The sequence below is a fragment of the Nocardia sp. NPDC006982 genome, from assembly GCF_042869435.1.
Classification (GTDB): domain Bacteria; phylum Actinomycetota; class Actinomycetes; order Mycobacteriales; family Mycobacteriaceae; genus Nocardia.
In genome coordinates this window covers 574,911-591,646 of sequence record NZ_JBIAFV010000002.1, presented here as the reverse complement: position 1 = coordinate 591,646, position 16,736 = coordinate 574,911, and the positions used below count along the sequence as shown (strand labels likewise).

The following is a 16,736-nucleotide window of genomic DNA, read 5'->3' as shown; positions in this document are numbered from 1 at the left end:
CACGCGGAATTGTCATGACTCACCTCACACTGCACGCTGACAAGTGTTACACAGGTGCAGTCTCGCACAGGAGGGCATAGACTGTCTGGGACGTATCGGACCGAGTCGAAAGGTGGCATCTCGATGGGATCCCAAACGGTAGTCGCCGACGTTGCCGATGAGCTGGCACGCCGGGTTGCCGCGGGGGAATATCAGCCGGGGGAGTTGATGCCGTCGGTCCGTCAGGTCGCGGAAGAGTTCGATATGAACCGCGCGACCGCGCAGTTGACCCTCGGTCGGCTGGAATCGTACGGATTCGTCGAGGCGCGACGCGGCAAGGGATTCACGATCCGCGATGTCCGTGAGGCGGGCGGCATCGATGTGTATCGGCATCTGTTCCGGTTCTCGGTTCCGATGCCGGATGTGGCCATCGAGATGTTCCACGACATCGTCGAGGTGGAGCGCGGCATCGTCATGGAGGCGCTGCTCGCCTACACCAGCAGCGAGCAGGAGATCGACCCGGCCGAACTCAAGGCCGCGATCGGCGAACTGGAATCGCTTGCCCGACAGGATGTTCCCGACTTCCGACAGATCCTTGCCATCGAGGTCGGCCTGGTCCGCCGACTGCTCACCGCACTCGGGCTGAGCATGCAGCGCGCGGTCATGAACTCCATCGGCGAGATGGTGCTCGAGGTACCCGAGGCCGTCGAGGCCTTCTTCGCGGGTGCGGCGGATCTGCATGTTTTGGTATGGCGTGCGCTGGTCGCGGTGTGGGATTCCGGTTCCGGCCCGTCCGACGCGCAACTCGCGCTGTTCGAGGATCTGTTCGGGCTGTATCACGACAAGGTGATCGCCCGATTCGAAGAATTGCTCGATGTCGGGGCCGAGGGCCACGAGGATGCGGAGCACGCGGCGACTGCCTGATCGCTCCTCGATTCTTCCGAATTCACTGTCTGGGTCATTTTGCCCCGGGTCTATGGCCGTGAAGGCGTCGATCGAGCTCCCAGAGCTGGCCATGCTCGGCCGGGTCTTCGGTGGCATCGTCGGGATCTGCGCTTGATCAACCAGGAGTTCTCTGTGAAATCGGTACCAATCCTGCCGCGCCGCTGGACCATTGCGGATATCGCGGATCAATCCGGCAAGACCGTCGTGGTCACCGGTGCCAATAGCGGCCTAGGCCTGCGCACCGCCGAGGCATTGGCGAGCAAAGGCGCGCACGTGCTGCTGGCCTGCCGCAATCCGCAGAAGGCCGCGACGGCATTGGATGCGGTCACCACGGTCGCCACCGGACCCGAACCCGAAGTGCTGCAACTGGATCTGGCCGATCTCGCCTCGGTCGCGCGGGCGGCCGCGCAGATCAACGACACCATCGGTCGGATCAATCTGCTGATCAACAATGCGGGCGTGATGGCGGTGCCGCGCTCACGCACGGCCGACGGATTCGACGCCCAATTCGGCACGAATCACCTCGGCCACTTCGCATTCACCGGCGGCATACTGCCCGCACTCCTGCGCGCCGAACGGCCGCGCGTGGTGACCGTATCGTCGGTGGCCGCGTGGGTCGGCGTGATCAATTGGCTCGACCCGAATTGGCAGCGGCTCTATTTGCGTTGGCCCGCTTACAGTCAGTCCAAACTGGCGAATCTACTGTTCACCGCCGAACTCGAGCGCCGGGCCCGCGCGGCCGGTTCCGACCTGCGCGCGGTGGCCGCGCATCCCGGAGTGTCGGCGACCCATCTCTACGACCGCAACGGTGAGAAGGGTGTGAGCGGCGTCTTGGCGGCGATCCCGCAGGCGATCCTGTTCGCGCTGGCCCAGTCCGACCGCATGGGCGCATTGCCGCAGCTGTACGCCGCCACGGTGCCGCAGGTGCGCGGAAACTCCTATGTGGGACCGGGTTTCGAGTTCGCCGGATATCCGCGGCGGACACTGCGCAATCCGCTTGCCTACCGTCGCTCGTCCGCGCGCAAACTGTGGCAGCTCAGCGAGCAGTTGACCGGTGTGCGTTACGACTTCTCGCCGACCTAGATAGATATCAATGCGGTGCCGCGGCGAAGGCGGCGAGGACCAGCGAGCTCACGATCGCGACGGCAAGTACGGCCAGCACCACCAGATTTCGCCGTTGCGGCAGATCGGCATGTACCAGATTCGGACATTCCGGCTCATTATGTCCGCGACTTCCGCACCGAGGGTTGGTGCAGGGATACATGCCGACCTCCCAAGACTGACGCGAGCGCTCGCACCGTAACAATGCGAATCATCTGTATACCGCGTGCGCCGACGAACGGCTACCCAGCCACGGGAGGACGAAAACGCCGCCCCGACCGGTCGGGGCGGCGTTGAAGAGCCTGCTACAGGGCGCTATTGAGCTTGTTCAGGCGGTCGCACGCCTCCACGTACTCGTTGATCAGCCGGGCGATCACGTCGGCGGAGCGCTCCACCTTGTTCATCATGCCGACGACCTGACCGACCGGATTGAAGTTCACATCCTTGGCGGCTTCCGGATAGCGGTGCCCGCGCTTGACGCCGTCGAGGGCCACCATCATCTGCAGCGGCATGGGCAGCGGATCCGGATTCTCCGGCGCCTCCCAGGCCTCGGTCCAGTCGTTCTTCAGCATGCGGCACGGCTTACCGGTCCAGGACCGCGAGCGCACGGTGTCCTGGCTGGTGGCGTCGATGTAGGTCTGCATCTGGGCGGGCGGCACATTCGCTTCCTCGACGGTCAGCCACAGCGAGCCGGTCCACGCGCCCGCCGCACCCATCGCCATGGCCGCGGCGACCTGACGACCGTTGCCGATACCGCCGGCGGCCAGCAGCGGCATATCGCCGATGGCATCGACCACCTGCGGCCACAGCACCATCGAGGAGATCTCACCGCAGTGCCCGCCGCCCTCGGTGCCTTGGCAGACAACGAAATCCAGGCCCGCGCGCTTGTGGTTGAGTGCATGCTTCACCGAACCGCACAGTGCGCCGATGAGCCGCCCGGAGCCCTGGATCTGCTCGACCACATCCGGCGGCGGGGTGCCGAGGGCATTGGCGACCAGCTTGGCCTTGGGATGGCGCAGGATCACCTCGATCTGCGGTGCGACAGTGGTCGCGGTCCAGCCGAGAAGTTGGTTGTGGTGCTCACCGTCGGGCAGATGCGGGACATCGTGGTCGTTGAGGAGCTTCTCCGCGAAGTCCCGGTGCCCCTGCGGAACCAGTTCCGCCAGTTTGGCTTCCAGCTGTTCGGGGGTCAGGTCATCGATGCCCTTGCCCTCGTACTTCGACGGGATGACGAGGTCGACGCCGTACACACCGTGCACATGGTCGTCGAGCCAGGCCAGCTCGACTTCCAATTCCTCGGCGGTGAAACCCACCGCACCGAGCACGCCGAGTCCGCCGGCATTGCTGACCGCGGCCGCTACATCGCGGCAATGGGTGAAGGCGAAGATGGGGAATTCGATCCCCAGCCGGTCGCAGATTTCGGTACGCATGGCGTGCTGGTCTCCCTACTTGCTCAGCAGCCGGATCACAACGGCTGACGAGTGCTGGAACGGGTTGCATATTTGGTCACCGGCCCGCGCTGCCGATTCGGCCGACTGCCGCAGATATCGCCATGACGCGGCGGTAGCTTCGTCGACAGGCGCGGACGCCTGACATCGAATGTAACACGTTCTAGTTTTCTCGGGGTAGCCGTTCCGCCCGACCGGATCAGAGTTCGGCGGTGACGAGCCGGTAGCCCAGGTCGAGGTGGGATTTGTCGAGCAGCTCGGCATACCGGGCGGACCACGCGTCGGTGGCGAGATCGTCGCGGAGTCGGTTCAGTCCATCCCGTAGTAGTGCCGCCGGTGTCATCGCCAGCATCGACATTCCCGCGCGCACGGTTTCTTCCAGATACGCCTCGGGTCGCCGCCAGTACGCGCCGCCGAAACCGTCGACGCAGTCGTGCGGGACCGGGATCGCGGTGATCGATACGTCGCCGAGAAGGTCGATGAGGCGCGGGAGCGGGACGGCCAGGCGCGCATCGGTATCGGCTGCGGCGGGCAGATAGTCACGGACCAGCCAGAATTCGCGGTAGACGGTGTGGTCCCAGGTGAGGATGACGATGCGGCGGCGGGCGATCCGTTTCAGTTCGGCGATGCCGCGATCGAGGTCGGTCCAGTGGTGCACGGTCAGGATGGCCAGTGCGGCATCGACGGCATCGGCGTGGATCGGCAGCTGCTCGGCGACCGCCTGTACCGCGGGTGCGGCGGCGGGTGGACGTTGCGCGATCATCACCTCGCTCGGCTCGACCGCGATCACGGTGCCGGTCGGTTCGTAGGATCCGCTGCCCGCGCCGATATTGGCGATCGAGTCCATGCCACCTACCGCGTCATCGATGACCGCGGCGATACGGGGATCCGGTTGCCTGGTCCGCGCGTACGTCTGCCCGGTGTGGTTGTAAAGAGTCATCGTCGCCCCCGTCGCCTGCCTCAGCTTATCGACTGGCGACGTGGGCGATTCGACTCCTCAGGTGGCTGACTGCTCCAGTTCGGCCAGCGAATTCTCCAGGTGGTCGAGCAGGCTCTGCAGTCGCGGCACGCTGCGGCGGCAGCCAACGAGCCCGAAGTCCAGACTGTCGACATTGGTGGTGAGGGTGATGTTGACGGCCTGCCCGTCGAACGGAATCGACATCGGGTATGAGGCGTCCAGGCGAGCGCCGTTCCAGTACTGCGGTTCCTTCGGGCCCGGGACATTCGAGATGACGATATTGAACGGCGGATTCGTGAACGACAGCATGCCGGGCAGCAGGGTCAGGGCCAGCGGGCTGAGCATCAACCCGGATAGCGCCATGGTCTGGATGGGCGAGAGCGAGTTGTAGACCTCTTTGCTGCGGCGCATCGATTCGCTCACCACGCACAGCCGTTCGATCGGATCGGCGATATCGGTGCCGAGATTGCACAGGATCGCGCCGACCCTGACGCCGCTGGCCTCGGCATCGTCCTCATCGGCCCGCAGCGAGACCGGAACCATGGCGATCAACGGCTTATCGGGCAGCGCATTCTGTTCGATCAGATACGCGCGCAACGCACCGGCCGACATCGCGAGCACCACATCGTTGACGGTCGTGCCGGTCGCCTTCTTGACCTGCTTGACCCGCTCCAGCGGCCAGGACCGGACCGCGCACCGCCGGGCGCCGCCGATCGGCACATTGAACATCGAGCGCGGCGCCTCGAAGGGCATGGTCAACTGTTGCTGCACCAATGCGGCTCGTGCGACCCGCAGCGCGGCGGGCCCGGAATTGGCCGCCGACAAGAGATTTCGCGCGAGCCCGCCCAGCAGCGAGCCCGACGGTTCAGTCTTGCGCGACCGAGGCAGGTTCCACGGCACGCGTGTTTCGCTCGCCGTGGGATCGTTGGTGAGCGTTCGCTGCAGCACTCGCTGCGCGGTGACGCCATCGATCAGCGCGTGATGCATCTTCGAGTAGAGCGCGAAACGGCCGTCGTTCAGGCCCTCCACCACGTGGATTTCCCATAGCGGACGGTGCCGGTCGAGCAGGGTGCTGTGCAGGTCGGAGGCGAGTTCGAGCAGTTGAGCGAAGCTGCCGGGACTCGGCAGCGCCGATCGACGCAGGTGGTAGCCGAGTTCGACGTCCTCGTCCTGGGTCCACGCCAGCTGCGGTGCGCCGAGCCAGGTTGCCGGGCGCTTGCGGAAGGTGGGGTGGAATTCGTTGTCCGCCAACAACTTCTCGTGGGTCAGCCGCGCGAAATCGGGCCCGGCGTCCTCCGGTGCCTCGAATAGTTGTAGCGAACCGACGTGCATCGGATGCTCGCGAGATTCGGCCAGCAGAAATACGGCATCGATCGGAGAAATGAGCTCCATGGTCTGTCGCCCCCTGACGACGGTGTGGTGCTGAGGTCTTGGTGAAAAGGAAAACGACCACGATGTCGATAAGGGCCCGCACAGCCATGTCCCCTGTGCTGTCCCCAACCTTACTGAAAGGTGCGGATTCGCGTTCGCCGAATCAGCGATCCTTGGCCAGGAGCAGGTACGCCTGGCGGCCCCGCTCGCCGGGATCCGGTACCCGGACCAACCGGGCGATCGGCGTGAAACCGGCCTGTTCGGCCAGTGTGGCGAGCCGATCCGGTGACCATCGGTAGGCGGTTATCACCTTGTGGTCGAACGGTTCCGGATCCTGGACATCGGGTGCCTGGAAGAACGCGAGCAGTGCGTGCCCTCTCGGCTCGAGTACCCGATGAAACTCCGCCAACACAGCGGGCATTCGTTCCGGCGGCAGATGGATGATCGAATACCACACGAGAATTCCCGCGAGAGTGGCGTCGCCGATATCGAGGTGCTCGAGCGAGCCCTCCTCGAAGTCGAGTGTCGGATACTGAGCCCGCGCCAATTCGAGCAGCCGCGGTGACAGGTCGATCCCGAAGATATCCAGGCCGAGCCTGGACAGGTGCGCGGTCATTCGGCCTTCACCGCACCCCAGGTCGGCCACTCGACCGTCGTGCACCAGTTCCGCGAATATGCCGAGCATGGCGCGGTCGAACGGCTGTGTTGCCAGGTGATCTTTGGCGAATTCGGCGTAGCGGATCGCGTTCTCGTCATAGGCGGCCCGGGTGTGCGCCACGTCCGCGGGATCGGTTCGACTGTTCGCTGTCACCCGAACATCATGCCCTCCTGTCGCCTTCATCGAGTCGCGCCGCGACGCTGGATTTCATCGCCAAGCCCGGCGACAGCTATGCGGCGGAACAGTTTGTCGAGGCGCAGGGCGGTGTCGCAGGTGCCGAGAATTGCGGCGCCGCCCGCCAAGACAAGGACGCCGTAGGAACACATTTCGTCGAACCCCACCGAGGTCCACATCGCTGCCGCGAAGGAGATCAACACCGCGGCCGCGGCGCGTGCGGTGAGTTTCGCGGCGATACCGAGGATCAAGCCGATGGCGAGGAGGGTTTCCGATGCGGTCGCTACGGCGGCCAGCGCGGGCACCGACCAATCGAGGACCTGTGGTGTGAGTGTGCGGGTGTAGTCGGTGAACGCCGAGTAGTCGCCCCACGAGACACCGTCCGCACCCGGCCCCCCGAGCAGTCCGAACCGGTCGGCGACCGATCCGGCGAACAACGCGCCCAACAGGATTCGCACCGTCGTATCGACGACCACGAAGCGGCCTGCGGTCACCGTGAGCGCCGCAATGCTCGCGAGCACCACCGCGGTGATCGCCCCGACCGATCCGTCCGCGAAGGCCAGCCAGCCGAGTTCGATTACCAGGGCGAGCGCTGCGAGTCCGACGACAACCTGCCTAGTCATGTGCACCATCCAAAGTAGTAAGGTTCCTGACTAAAGGTACGAAGGAGATCTGTAATGGTCAAGAGCCTGACTAATCCGTTGGCTGATCGGCCGCCACCACTCGGGAATCTGCTCGGCGCTGCGGCGCGAACGCTTGCGGCCGAGTTGGATGCGGGCTTGGCGGCGGCCGGATTCACCGATCTGCGGGCCGCGCATGCGCCGGTGTTCCAGGTCATCGATCCCGAAGGCACGCGGCTGATCGATCTCGCCGGTCGTGCGGGCATGACCAAGCAGGCGATGGGTGAACTCGTGCGGCATCTGGATGCGCGCGGCTATGTCGAGGTGATGCCCGACCCGACCGATCGGCGGGCCCGCCTGGTTCGCCTCACGTCGCTCGGCTGGTCCGTGGTCGAGGCGGGGTTGGATGTGATCGAGCAATTCGACGCGCACCTCGACGCGATCATCGGTGAGGCCGAGGTGGAGCGGCTGCGCGCGGTGCTGCTGAAAATCATCGGCGGCGCCGGTCTGACCTTCAGCGCATGAGGGTGCTCAGGACTGGGTGACCGGCGTCGCGGCCGGTTCATCGGCGGCGCGGGCGCGGGCGGTGCCGAGGATCGAGCCGAGAATGACCAGTGGGAAGCCGATGCCCATGCCGATGGTCAGCGGCTCGTCCAGCAGGGTGACGCCGAGCACGATGGCCACCGCGGGATTGATGTAGGTGATGACCGTGGCGCGGGCCGGGCCGACCTCGCTGATCAGCGCGAAGAACACCAGGAAAGCTGCGGCCGTGCAGATTGCGGCCAGCCCGAGCACCGACCACGACGCGTCGGCGGTGAAATGTGTCGGCCGGCGGAGTGCGGCCAACGGTGTGTAGATCACCGCGGCCAGAATCAGTGACCCGGTGACAACACCGAGCGGCGGCAGATCGGCGAGTGCGCGGTTGATGATGATCGGGCCGATGGCGTAACCGATGGTGGTCAGCCCGATGGCGCCGATGGCGGCGGGCTGTGTCAGATCGATATCGAAGCCGACCAGCGCAGCGACCCCTGCGAATCCGATGATCAATCCGGTAGTACGGCGCGCGTCGAAGCGATCGTGTGAGAAGGAGTACCTGGGCCACACTTTTGCGCCGAGACCCTGAATGGGTTTGGACAGGATCACCACTCCGACCAGCGGAACCGCGGCGATCAGCAGCCCGACGGTCGAGCTGTTCAACGTGGTCTCCGCGTACCCGATCAGAAACCACGGTCCGGTGATCTCGACCAGCGTGTACAGCAGCAGCGGGCGCCAGCGCTTCAACACCGGGGCGAGTGTCTTGGTGTACAGCGCGATCGGCAGCAGGATCAGCGCGCCCAAGAAGGTTCGGCCGAATGCCACCGCGATCGGGTCGAAATCCTCGACCGCGATCCGGATCATCGCGTAGGGCACGCCCCAGATGACACCCATCGCCAAGAACAGCACCCACCCGCGCTGCGTCATCGCTTCACCATCTCGCCCTGCTCGCTTCCGATCGAATCGGAGCCTATACGAACACATCCCATCATGGGGTGGTTGGAAATGAACGAGGATTCGGCGATCAGGTCTCGTCTGTACCGATGCAAGATCCGCGCCGCCTACACCAACGCCTTCGTCATCGACGGCTACTGGCCGTGTACACCCCGCTGATCCTGCTGGTGCTCTTCGTCTTCATCGCCTGGGGGCGTCGGGACGAGACCAAGCGGGCTGTTCGGCCGAGACGCCTAGGGCTACTGGCAGGCGCCATCCGACGCCTCGACCGCTGAAAAGGATGTCGGCGCAGGCCCGCGACGGCGCCAGCCGTGCGGACCTGCGCTCCTGACCGGATCAGGGGTGACTCGACCCGCTGGTGGTGGTCGGTGCCGCGGATTGCGTTGTCGTGGTGGTGGATTCGGTGGTGGTCGGCTTCGGGGGCTGAGTGGTCGTGGTGGTCGAAGCAGGTGGTGTCGTCACCGCCGGTGTGCTCGGCGGCGGCGCGGTGGTGGTCGTGGTCGTCGGCTGGCTGTTGACTTCCGTCTTCGCGGGGGCGGCGGTGGTGGTGGTGGTCGTCGGTGCCGCGGATTGCGTTGTCGTGGTCTTGCTCGGTTCGGGCGTCTTGGTCGTCGAGGTCGCCGCCTGGTAGGCGGCGGCCAGATCGGCCGACTCCGGCTTGGCGGTTGGGTCGACCGGCTGACCCGCCTGGGCCTGCTTCGCCAGATGGGTGAGCCAGGCGGCCGCGTACTCGGCGGATGTCAGCGGCTTACCGTTGTTCGGGTCGGCGTCGCGCCAGTAGTCGAAGTGGTGACCGGTCGCATTGGGACCGAGCGTCTGCTGGTACGGGTCGCTCATGATCACCGGGATGGTGTTCTGGTTCGTCACGATGAGACCGATGATTTCGTTGAACACCTTCTGCGGCAGATAGGCCAGCGGCGACATCTGATTGGTCGAGATCGCTTCCGCCTTGGCCGGAGTCTGCGACGTCTGTCCCGGCTTGTATTCCGGATCCGAAACCCTCAGCAGCACTTGCAGAAACGTCTCATCGCTCTGCATCCAGTTCGGCTGCGACTGGATGTCCGCGAATGCCGCCAACGCGATTCGGCCGAGGACAACGGCAACGTCCTGCCCGGTCGCGGGGGTGAGCCCGTCGCGTTCCAGTGCATCGACATTCAACTGGCGACCCACATTCACCACCAACTGCAGCAGTGAAATGTTCTGCGGCGCCGAGCACGTGAGGTCGCCATCGGAGCAGAACGACGCGATCTTGCCGTTCAGCGCACCGAAGTCACCGCTGGTGCCGGGCAGTGCACCCTGGCCCGACGTGGCTTTCGTGCCGTTCTGATACTTCTGGTCGAACCCGTCGGGGTTGCTGTACGGATCCTTCGAACCCGGGAACGGGCCGTCGCCCGCCGAACGTCCGGCGTCGGCGAGGATGACGACACCGACGACATCGGCCGGATCGACGATGCCGTAGCCACCATCCTGATCGGCGCTCTGATGCCCGATCGTCATGGCGACGCGGCGCACCACATCGGCGCCCTCGCTGTAGCCGACGATCGAGAACTTGGTGTCCGGGCAGGCCTGTGAGATTTCCCGCATCACCTGTTCGGTATTCGCGACACCCGCGTTGACGGCGTCCTCGTAGGTGTCCATATTCGCCGGATAGGCGATGTAGACGGCGGCATACGAGCCGGGATCGACATCGTCGGCCGGTGCGTTGACGACCGGATCGACCCATTCGCTGCTGTGATCACCGGACAGCGCGGCGGGCAGCTCCTCACCATTGGCCCCGACCAGCATTTTCGTGGTCGCGGCATCGGGCGTGTCCCGACGCCCGGCGACCGAAATCGTCACCATGTCGTGGCACTCCGTAACGGATGCCCGCAGGCGCGTGTCGACGGTTTCGTGCGTCGATGTCAGCGCCATCGAAGCGGCGACGATCGCCACCACTCCCAATGACGCGGGCGCGGCGATGGCCGAAGCCATGCGATGGCGCGCGAAGAACTCCCGAAGAGCCATGTCCCGTTCCCCAATCCAAAACCGACAAGTGGACGGACAGGCCCCCCGACAAGGCCATCTGTCTTGAAGGACGTCGGACCCGAGGGCCGAATCGTTACCGCGGGCCGACAAAAAGTTACGTTCCGGCCAACTTGCATGTCACTAATTAACGGCCCGCTCGGTATAGCTACGCTGGTCAACGGCATGGTCGACTGGTGGTTCTGCGGTGCCAGCGCCGATGTGCTTACTGATCGGGCATCCTGGGTTTCGCACTTCTGGGCCGAGCGCTGGAGGTCCTTGCGAATCTGTCACCGCATGAAATGGACCGTCGGCTCCGCTCCGGCAATAGCACGCGCCAATTCGTCGGGGTGTGTCAGTTGTGGATGATGGGCAGCTCCGTCGATCGTGCTGAATTCGGTCCCGGGCAAGAGTGGTTCGAACAGAGCTGGATCGAGCGGGTCCGCGCTTCCGGTGATCACGTGCACCGGTCCGGGATATCGCGCGAGCTTGTCGGCGAGTTCGCTGCGCCAGCGTGCGTTCGTCGTTGCGGCGAACAGTGTGGCGACGGTGGCCGCGACCTTCGCGCGACGCAGATCCTGGACGCTCGATCGCAGAACAGCCGCGTGGTCGGTCGAGCCGGTGAGCTTGTCGGACAAGGACTCAGAGCTCATCCGACGCAGATACCACCTGGTCAGGGGTGTGGCCCGTGCCGAAAGCCCAGCGCTGGGCTGGAGAAAGAACGGGGCGACCAGCGTGATCGATCCGACCTTGTCCGGATGCGCGGCCGCGGCCTCGACCACCGCGGCGGCGGCGATGGAGTGACCGACCAGGTGCGCGCCGGATGATCGTTCGAGCAGTGCGTCGACCCATGCCTGCCAGTCGCCTCGATCGCCCGCGGACATCCCGAGACCGGGTAGGTCCAGCACTTGGGCGTGGCCGATGGCCGCCGCGATCGGAGCCCAGGTGTCGGCATTGACCGGCAGGCCGGGCAGTATCACGGTGGGTGCGTCGGGCTCGCCGATCCGGAACGTACGGACACCGGCGTATTCGTCGAAAGTCCTTGCGGCACTGCCGGTTGGAGCAGTCCCGAACCGATGTGCGGCGAGATGGTCGGCCCATCGCAGGATCGTGCGTGTGGTGTCGGGCATATCGAGGCCATGCCTGCGGGCGAGTTCGTGTGCCGAGTCCGTGGGGTACCGGTCGGTGGACAGGAAAGTCAGTGTCTCCGGGTCGGCTTTCGTCAACGACTGCGGTAGGCGCTGCACCAGCGCGACCGGGATGCGCGTGCGCGGTACCGGCACTCGGTAGTGCCGACCGACCTGCGACAGCAGAGTCGGGAGAGCGGGCGTGGCGTCGTCGAGTACCCAGTACGCCGCGCCGGCTGTGGCGGGATCGGTTGGAAGCAAGGTCATGAAGCGGGTCAGGTAGTCGACCGGGATCACCGGCACGAAGGTGCGGGAGTTGCCCGGCAGTGCCGCCGCCGTGCCTTGCCAAATCTCCTTCAAGCTGGTCGCGAGGCCCAGTTGCTGATCGGATTCGCCGGTGTCACTCGGCCCGATGACGGTGGGCGGGTTGACGATCGACCACGGCACGCCGAGTTCATCGGCGGCGGCCTGGAATACCGCATCGCTTTCCACCTTCGACGCCTCATAGGCGCCCAGACGACGATGGGTTCGTTCCACCCGCTCCGGGCTCCACGGAACGGCGGTCGGATCCTGACCGCCGACTCGGTAGCCGGAGACGTATACGAGCCGCGACAGCTGCGGCAGCCGCGCGGCGAAGGCCACCACCGAGCGGACACTGTCGACATTGCCGTGCCGCGCCTGGTCCTTCGTCATCCCGAATCGGTAAGCGCCGGCGCAGTTGTAGATCTCGGTGACGTCCGCCCACGCCGAATCCTCGCCCTGGACAAAGGGATCGGCGTCGAAGTCGACAATCAGCTCGGCCGGCGCCGTCCGGCACCCGTGATCGGCCAACCGCCCGGCAAGCCGCGTGAACGATTCTCTGCTGCGCACCGCGGCGGTGACGCGGACTCCGGCCTGGTCCAAGGTCAGGATCAAATTACGACCGATAAAGCCGGTGGCGCCGAATACCAGCGCGTGGCGGGGGGTCATCACGCCACCGCCCCCGGCTGGTCGAGCAGGACCGCCAGCAGTTGTGCCGTGCTGTGCAACGGCTCCACATCGCGTTTGGCGCGCGCCACGATCACCGCACCCTCGACCGCACTGACCGTCGCCGTCGCCAGCGTGCGCGCGGCCGCCTCCGAATGCCCTGCCGCGACCAGGTATTCACGCACCGGCTCGATCCACGATTCGAACGCCGCCGCACACACGGCCCGCAGTCGTTCGCTGTGCGCGCCCATCTCCAACGTGACCACCGAAACCGGGCAACCGAGTTGAAAATCGCTGTCCGCGACCAGCCCGGCCAGCACCTCCACAACCCGCCGAATCACCTCCCCCGGCGACGCCCCGGCCCCGGCCGTCTCGTCCAGCAAGCTCCGGAACCGCTCGGCCGCCAACTCGATCGCCTTCTCCCCGAGCTGCTCCTTCCCCTCCGGAAAGTGGAAGTACAACGACCCTTTCGGCGCCCCCGCATGGTCCACAACGGTGTTCAGCCCCGTACCGCTATACCCCCGAGCCTGGATCAACTCCAGCATCGACTCCACCAACTGCCCACTCGTCTGAGCACCTTTGGACGTAACCATGAATCTCAGAATAGACCGGTCTATAGATTTTGCAACCTGAATCGGCCTCGCCAACCGCCGCACCGATGTCATGACGAGCCCTGAAGCGGCCGTCCAGCTCCCTGGACCACGATGTCGGGTCAGGCTTGCGCGCTGTCCTTGGCGAGAACTTCATGCGGCGGGATCGGTTCGGGCGCGGCCACTTGCCGCGGCAGCAGGAAGGGCGTGGCGAGCAGGAGAACTCCGGCCAGCGCAATGGCCGCACGCGGGCTGGTGAGTTGTGCCAGCAGACCCCATGTCACGGTGATTGCCGCGATGCTGATGCTGCTGGTGATCGACCACGCGGCGAGGACCCGGGCATGGCGATCGGTTTCGGTGTTGTTCAACCGATAGGCGGCGAAGACGGCGTTGAAAATGCTGATGCAGATGATGAGCCCGAACTCGGTGACCATCACGATCACCAGCCCGGCCGGGCCCGGCCGGATGAACGCCAGCCCGAGCGGCCAGCAGGCACGTAACGTGCCGAAGACCCGCAGCACCGTCTGTTCGCCGCAGCGGGAAGCGATGCGGCGAGCGAGTCGTGACCCGATCAGGCCGCCGATACACGGAACAGCGAAGGCCAGTCCGTACTGCCAGACCGGGAAATGCAGGTGCGCGAGCATCAGCACCGACAACAGCGGCTCCCCGGCCATGATCAGCCCGTTGACCAGCATGGTGTTGACGAAGAACCGACGCAGCGTGTGGTGGGTGAGGATGTAGCGCCACCCCTCGACGATTTCGCTCGACCGGCGCGTTCGGGTCTTCCGCAGCGGCGGTGGCTGCTCGGGTTCCCTGATCGCGGTGATGCCGAGCGCCGAGAGCAGGTAGCTCACCGCATCGATGACAACGGTGGTCACCGGACCCAGCAACCCGATAGCCGCGCCGCCCACCGGCGGTCCGATGACCGTGGCCGACCAGGTAGTGGACTCGAAACGACTGGTGGCCACGAGAAGTCCGTCGGCGGGGACAACGGTCTTGAGGTACGCGCCACTGGCCGCGGTGAACGCGATCTTCGCTGCCGCGGTGACGATGGAGACCACCAAGAGCTGCGCGAAAGACAATCCACCCAGGCAGTAGGCGAGCGGTACGGAAGCCAGCGTTGCGAAGCGGATCAGGTCCGTGGCGATCATGACCGGCCGCTTGGCGCGAAACTCCATCCACGGCCCGAGCGGAACCGCCAGCAGTGCGCCGATTGCCAGCCCGGACGCCGACAAGGCCGCCACTTCCGCTGAACTGGCATTCAGCACGGTGATGGCGACGACCGAAAATGCTCCGAACCCGAGTCCGGTCCCGTAGGCGCTGACCGCGTAGGCGGCCCACAACCACCCGAACGTCCGACCCGGTTTCGCGCTCCGCCACATATTCCGCACTCCCTCTGTTGTCAGGGAGATTGAAGCCGGTCGATGGGTGCTGTCACCAACAACGAATCGAGCGGAGTGTCACAACTTTTCGTTGTGGGAGTAGGTTTTCGCTCGTGGATCTCGATGCGGTTCGTACCTTCGTCGCGGTTGCCGAGACCGGCCAGTTCCAAGCCGCTGCCGACGATCTGCGAATCACTCAGCAGGCCGCGTCGAAACGAGTGGCCACGCTGGAGCGAGAACTCGGAGTTCAGCTTTTCGCGCGGATCGCCAGGGGTGCGCGGCTCACCGTCGACGGGCAAGCATTGCTACCGCATGCCCGCGAACTACTCCGTGCCGCCGAACGCGCGACCGCGGCAGTGACTCCGGGGCGCAGGGCCCTGCGGATCGACGTCGTGGCCCGCAGGATTGCACCCTCCACCATCCTGCACGCCTTCTACCAGCAAGATCCCGATATAGAGCTCGATGTCGTCACCCTGACCAACTTCGACGCGGAGTCAGCGCTGGCCGAAATCAGTGCGGGCACCATCGACGCCACCTTCAGATCCCTACGCCACCTCGAGGTCCCGAGCGGACTCCGGGCATCCCGTGTCATCGACGACCGACACGAACTGCTCGTCGGTCCGCGGCATCCACTGGCGAACGCCAAGACGGTGACACCGGCCGAACTCACCGATCACCCGATCTGGATGCTCGGCATGTCCGACGCCGAACCAGTCGGCTACTACAACGATTTGGCGACCGCGTTCGGACTGAACATCGTCACGATCGGCCCGAGCTTCGGCATCGAAGCGCTCCTGGCCGAACTCGCGGACTCGACCCGACTCGCCACTTTCGTCGGCGAAGGTTCCCGATACCTCTGGCCGGAAAGCTACGACCTGCGCCGCATCCCCGTCGTCGACCCGACCCCGGTTTACCCACTTTCCGTGATCTGGCGAGTAGACAACGCACATCCTGTCCTCGCGAACTTCCTGGAGTACCTGCACACCAGGTACCAGACGACTTTCGACGACGACGTATGGACCCCGGACTGGGCGCCCTATCCGAAGAAGTCGCACAGGTGAGCTGCGACGAGGTCGGGCTGTTCCTCGGCGAGATAGTGGCCGCTGTCGGGGATTTCGATGGCGAGCACGTCGGTTGCTCGCTCGGCGAGACTGTCGAGGATGTCGGTGTGGCCCGGAAAGTGCAGTGCGGCAACGGGTATCGTCAGTTTCGGGTACATCCGGCCGTCTTCGATGTCCTGGGTGAAACTCTGATACCAGCCGTTGGCGGCGCGGATCGACTCGGGACGGGAATAGGCGCGTGCGTACACCGCACGGGACTGTTCGTCGATGGCGTTGGGATTGCGCAGATTTCGATGGCACAGGTAGTCGACCAGGTGCCTGCCGCGCCCGGCCAGGAGCTGTTCGGGTAGTTCGGCGACCTGATTGAAGGCGAACCACCATCGGTGCCGGGCCCGTTCCGCGGGTCCGGGCAGCAGGCGGAAGTCGTAGAGCCGATCATCGGGATGCGGCTCCTCCAGCAGCGCCAGCCTGCGCACGGTTTCCGGATGGTTGGCGGCGAGGCTGAAGGCGACCATTGAGCCGATATCGTGTCCGGCGACGTCGACCGTCGAGTAACCGAGATGTCGGACCAGTTGGTGGATATCCTCGGCCATCGTCTTCTTGTCGTAACCGTGGTCCGGAGTATCCGAGGCGCCCATACCGCGCAGGTCGACGGCGATGACCCGGTGATGACGCCCGAGCAGCGGCATGATCTTGCGGGCCTGCCACCAGGTTTGGGGCCATCCCGGCAGAAGTATCACCGGCGAGCCCGTACCGCCCGCGACGTAGTGCAGCCGAATGCCGTTGATCTGGGCATGGTGGCTGCGAAAGTCTCCCGAGAGTGACTGTGCCAGTTGCGCATCCGTTACTTCGTCGGTCATGTGAACC

The 16,736-nt window shown here is 65.2% G+C and carries 17 protein-coding genes; 5 read left to right on the top strand and 12 right to left on the bottom strand.

Annotated elements, in window-relative coordinates; translation table 11 throughout:
- The first annotated feature begins 123 nt into the window (after positions 1 to 123).
- Both ACFYOW_RS11660 and ACFYOW_RS11655 read left to right on the top strand, forming a co-directional pair.
- Positions 124 to 903, top strand: a complete 780-nt coding sequence (locus ACFYOW_RS11660; protein WP_387286913.1) for a GntR family transcriptional regulator — start codon at positions 124 to 126, stop codon at positions 901 to 903.
- A gap of 153 nt (positions 904 to 1,056) precedes the next feature.
- A complete protein-coding gene (locus ACFYOW_RS11655; RefSeq protein WP_387286911.1) occupies positions 1,057 to 2,007 on the top strand; it encodes an oxidoreductase in 951 nt (316 codons plus the stop codon).
- Between the two features lie 7 nt (positions 2,008 to 2,014).
- On the opposite strand, the gene ACFYOW_RS11650 is transcribed toward ACFYOW_RS11655, so the two are convergent.
- The 6 genes from ACFYOW_RS11650 to ACFYOW_RS11625 form a co-directional block, all read right to left on the bottom strand.
- The gene (locus ACFYOW_RS11650; protein WP_387286910.1) at positions 2,015 to 2,188 is read right to left on the bottom strand and encodes a hypothetical protein; all 174 of its coding nucleotides are present in this window, start codon (positions 2,186 to 2,188) and stop codon (positions 2,015 to 2,017) included.
- A 142-nt stretch (positions 2,189 to 2,330) separates the two neighbouring features.
- Complete coding sequence (locus ACFYOW_RS11645; RefSeq protein WP_387286908.1) at positions 2,331 to 3,455, bottom strand: NAD(P)H-dependent flavin oxidoreductase; 1,125 nt, start codon at positions 3,453 to 3,455, stop codon at positions 2,331 to 2,333.
- Between the two features lie 217 nt (positions 3,456 to 3,672).
- Complete coding sequence (locus ACFYOW_RS11640) at positions 3,673 to 4,413, bottom strand: class I SAM-dependent methyltransferase (protein WP_387286906.1); 741 nt, start codon at positions 4,411 to 4,413, stop codon at positions 3,673 to 3,675.
- A 57-nt stretch (positions 4,414 to 4,470) separates the two neighbouring features.
- A complete protein-coding gene (locus tag ACFYOW_RS11635) occupies positions 4,471 to 5,823 on the bottom strand; it encodes a wax ester/triacylglycerol synthase family O-acyltransferase (RefSeq protein WP_387286904.1) in 1,353 nt (450 codons plus the stop codon).
- Positions 5,824 to 5,965: 142 nt separating this feature from the next.
- Positions 5,966 to 6,613, bottom strand: a complete 648-nt coding sequence (locus ACFYOW_RS11630) for a class I SAM-dependent DNA methyltransferase (protein ID WP_387286902.1) — start codon at positions 6,611 to 6,613, stop codon at positions 5,966 to 5,968.
- 26 nt (positions 6,614 to 6,639) lie between these two features.
- Positions 6,640 to 7,257 carry a hypothetical protein gene (locus ACFYOW_RS11625; protein WP_387286901.1) on the bottom strand — a complete coding sequence of 206 codons (618 nt, stop codon included), beginning with the start codon at positions 7,255 to 7,257 and terminating at the stop codon, positions 6,640 to 6,642.
- Between the two features lie 54 nt (positions 7,258 to 7,311).
- On the opposite strand from ACFYOW_RS11625, the gene ACFYOW_RS11620 reads away from it, so the two are divergent.
- Positions 7,312 to 7,779, top strand: coding sequence for a MarR family winged helix-turn-helix transcriptional regulator (locus ACFYOW_RS11620; RefSeq protein ID WP_387286899.1), 468 nt, complete (start codon positions 7,312 to 7,314; stop codon positions 7,777 to 7,779).
- A gap of 6 nt (positions 7,780 to 7,785) precedes the next feature.
- Here the strand turns inward: ACFYOW_RS11620 and ACFYOW_RS11615 are convergent, their stop codons facing one another.
- Positions 7,786 to 8,715, bottom strand: coding sequence for a DMT family transporter (locus tag ACFYOW_RS11615; protein WP_387286897.1), 930 nt, complete (start codon positions 8,713 to 8,715; stop codon positions 7,786 to 7,788).
- A 116-nt stretch (positions 8,716 to 8,831) separates the two neighbouring features.
- On the opposite strand from ACFYOW_RS11615, the gene ACFYOW_RS11610 reads away from it, so the two are divergent.
- A complete protein-coding gene (locus tag ACFYOW_RS11610) occupies positions 8,832 to 9,017 on the top strand; it encodes a hypothetical protein (protein ID WP_387286896.1) in 186 nt (61 codons plus the stop codon).
- Positions 9,018 to 9,078: 61 nt separating this feature from the next.
- Here ACFYOW_RS11610 and ACFYOW_RS11605 read toward each other — a convergent pair whose 3' ends face one another.
- The 4 genes from ACFYOW_RS11605 to ACFYOW_RS11590 form a co-directional block, all read right to left on the bottom strand.
- Entirely contained in the window at positions 9,079 to 10,746 is a 1,668-nt protein-coding gene (locus ACFYOW_RS11605) for a cutinase family protein (protein ID WP_387286894.1), read from the bottom strand.
- A gap of 287 nt (positions 10,747 to 11,033) precedes the next feature.
- Positions 11,034 to 12,839, bottom strand: coding sequence for an alpha/beta fold hydrolase (locus tag ACFYOW_RS11600; protein WP_387286893.1), 1,806 nt, complete (start codon positions 12,837 to 12,839; stop codon positions 11,034 to 11,036).
- The gene (locus ACFYOW_RS11595; RefSeq protein WP_387286891.1) at positions 12,839 to 13,429 is read right to left on the bottom strand and encodes a TetR/AcrR family transcriptional regulator; all 591 of its coding nucleotides are present in this window, start codon (positions 13,427 to 13,429) and stop codon (positions 12,839 to 12,841) included. The genes ACFYOW_RS11600 and ACFYOW_RS11595 overlap by 1 nt, the downstream gene beginning before the upstream one ends.
- Positions 13,430 to 13,548: 119 nt before the next feature.
- Positions 13,549 to 14,808, bottom strand: a complete 1,260-nt coding sequence (locus tag ACFYOW_RS11590) for an MFS transporter (protein ID WP_387286889.1) — start codon at positions 14,806 to 14,808, stop codon at positions 13,549 to 13,551.
- A 113-nt stretch (positions 14,809 to 14,921) separates the two neighbouring features.
- Here ACFYOW_RS11590 and ACFYOW_RS11585 point away from each other — a divergent pair, with 113 nt between their 5' ends.
- The gene (locus tag ACFYOW_RS11585) at positions 14,922 to 15,869 is read left to right on the top strand and encodes a LysR family transcriptional regulator (RefSeq protein ID WP_387286887.1); all 948 of its coding nucleotides are present in this window, start codon (positions 14,922 to 14,924) and stop codon (positions 15,867 to 15,869) included.
- Here ACFYOW_RS11585 and ACFYOW_RS11580 read toward each other — a convergent pair.
- On the bottom strand, positions 15,845 to 16,729 hold the full coding sequence (locus ACFYOW_RS11580) for an alpha/beta fold hydrolase (protein ID WP_387286885.1): 885 nt from the start codon (positions 16,727 to 16,729) through the stop codon (positions 15,845 to 15,847). The two genes, ACFYOW_RS11585 and ACFYOW_RS11580, sit on opposite strands and share 25 nt — an antisense overlap.
- Positions 16,730 to 16,736 lie beyond the last annotated feature (7 nt).

Coding starts and splice junctions, on each gene's coding strand:
- ACFYOW_RS11580 (WP_387286885.1), bottom strand. CDS start 16,729: ATGACCGACGAAGTAACGGATGCGCAACTGGCACAGTCACTCTCGGGA.
- ACFYOW_RS11590 (WP_387286889.1), bottom strand. CDS start 14,808: ATGTGGCGGAGCGCGAAACCGGGTCGGACGTTCGGGTGGTTGTGGGCC.
- ACFYOW_RS11625 (WP_387286901.1), bottom strand. CDS start 7,257: ATGACTAGGCAGGTTGTCGTCGGACTCGCAGCGCTCGCCCTGGTAATC.
- ACFYOW_RS11610 (WP_387286896.1), top strand. CDS start 8,832: ATGCAAGATCCGCGCCGCCTACACCAACGCCTTCGTCATCGACGGCTA.
- ACFYOW_RS11640 (WP_387286906.1), bottom strand. CDS start 4,413: ATGACTCTTTACAACCACACCGGGCAGACGTACGCGCGGACCAGGCAA.
- ACFYOW_RS11615 (WP_387286897.1), bottom strand. CDS start 8,715: ATGACGCAGCGCGGGTGGGTGCTGTTCTTGGCGATGGGTGTCATCTGG.
- ACFYOW_RS11645 (WP_387286908.1), bottom strand. CDS start 3,455: ATGCGTACCGAAATCTGCGACCGGCTGGGGATCGAATTCCCCATCTTC.
- ACFYOW_RS11600 (WP_387286893.1), bottom strand. CDS start 12,839: ATGACCCCCCGCCACGCGCTGGTATTCGGCGCCACCGGCTTTATCGGT.
- ACFYOW_RS11595 (WP_387286891.1), bottom strand. CDS start 13,429: ATGGTTACGTCCAAAGGTGCTCAGACGAGTGGGCAGTTGGTGGAGTCG.
- ACFYOW_RS11605 (WP_387286894.1), bottom strand. CDS start 10,746: ATGGCTCTTCGGGAGTTCTTCGCGCGCCATCGCATGGCTTCGGCCATC.
- ACFYOW_RS11620 (WP_387286899.1), top strand. CDS start 7,312: ATGGTCAAGAGCCTGACTAATCCGTTGGCTGATCGGCCGCCACCACTC.
- ACFYOW_RS11650 (WP_387286910.1), bottom strand. CDS start 2,188: ATGTATCCCTGCACCAACCCTCGGTGCGGAAGTCGCGGACATAATGAG.
- ACFYOW_RS11660 (WP_387286913.1), top strand. CDS start 124: ATGGGATCCCAAACGGTAGTCGCCGACGTTGCCGATGAGCTGGCACGC.
- ACFYOW_RS11635 (WP_387286904.1), bottom strand. CDS start 5,823: ATGGAGCTCATTTCTCCGATCGATGCCGTATTTCTGCTGGCCGAATCT.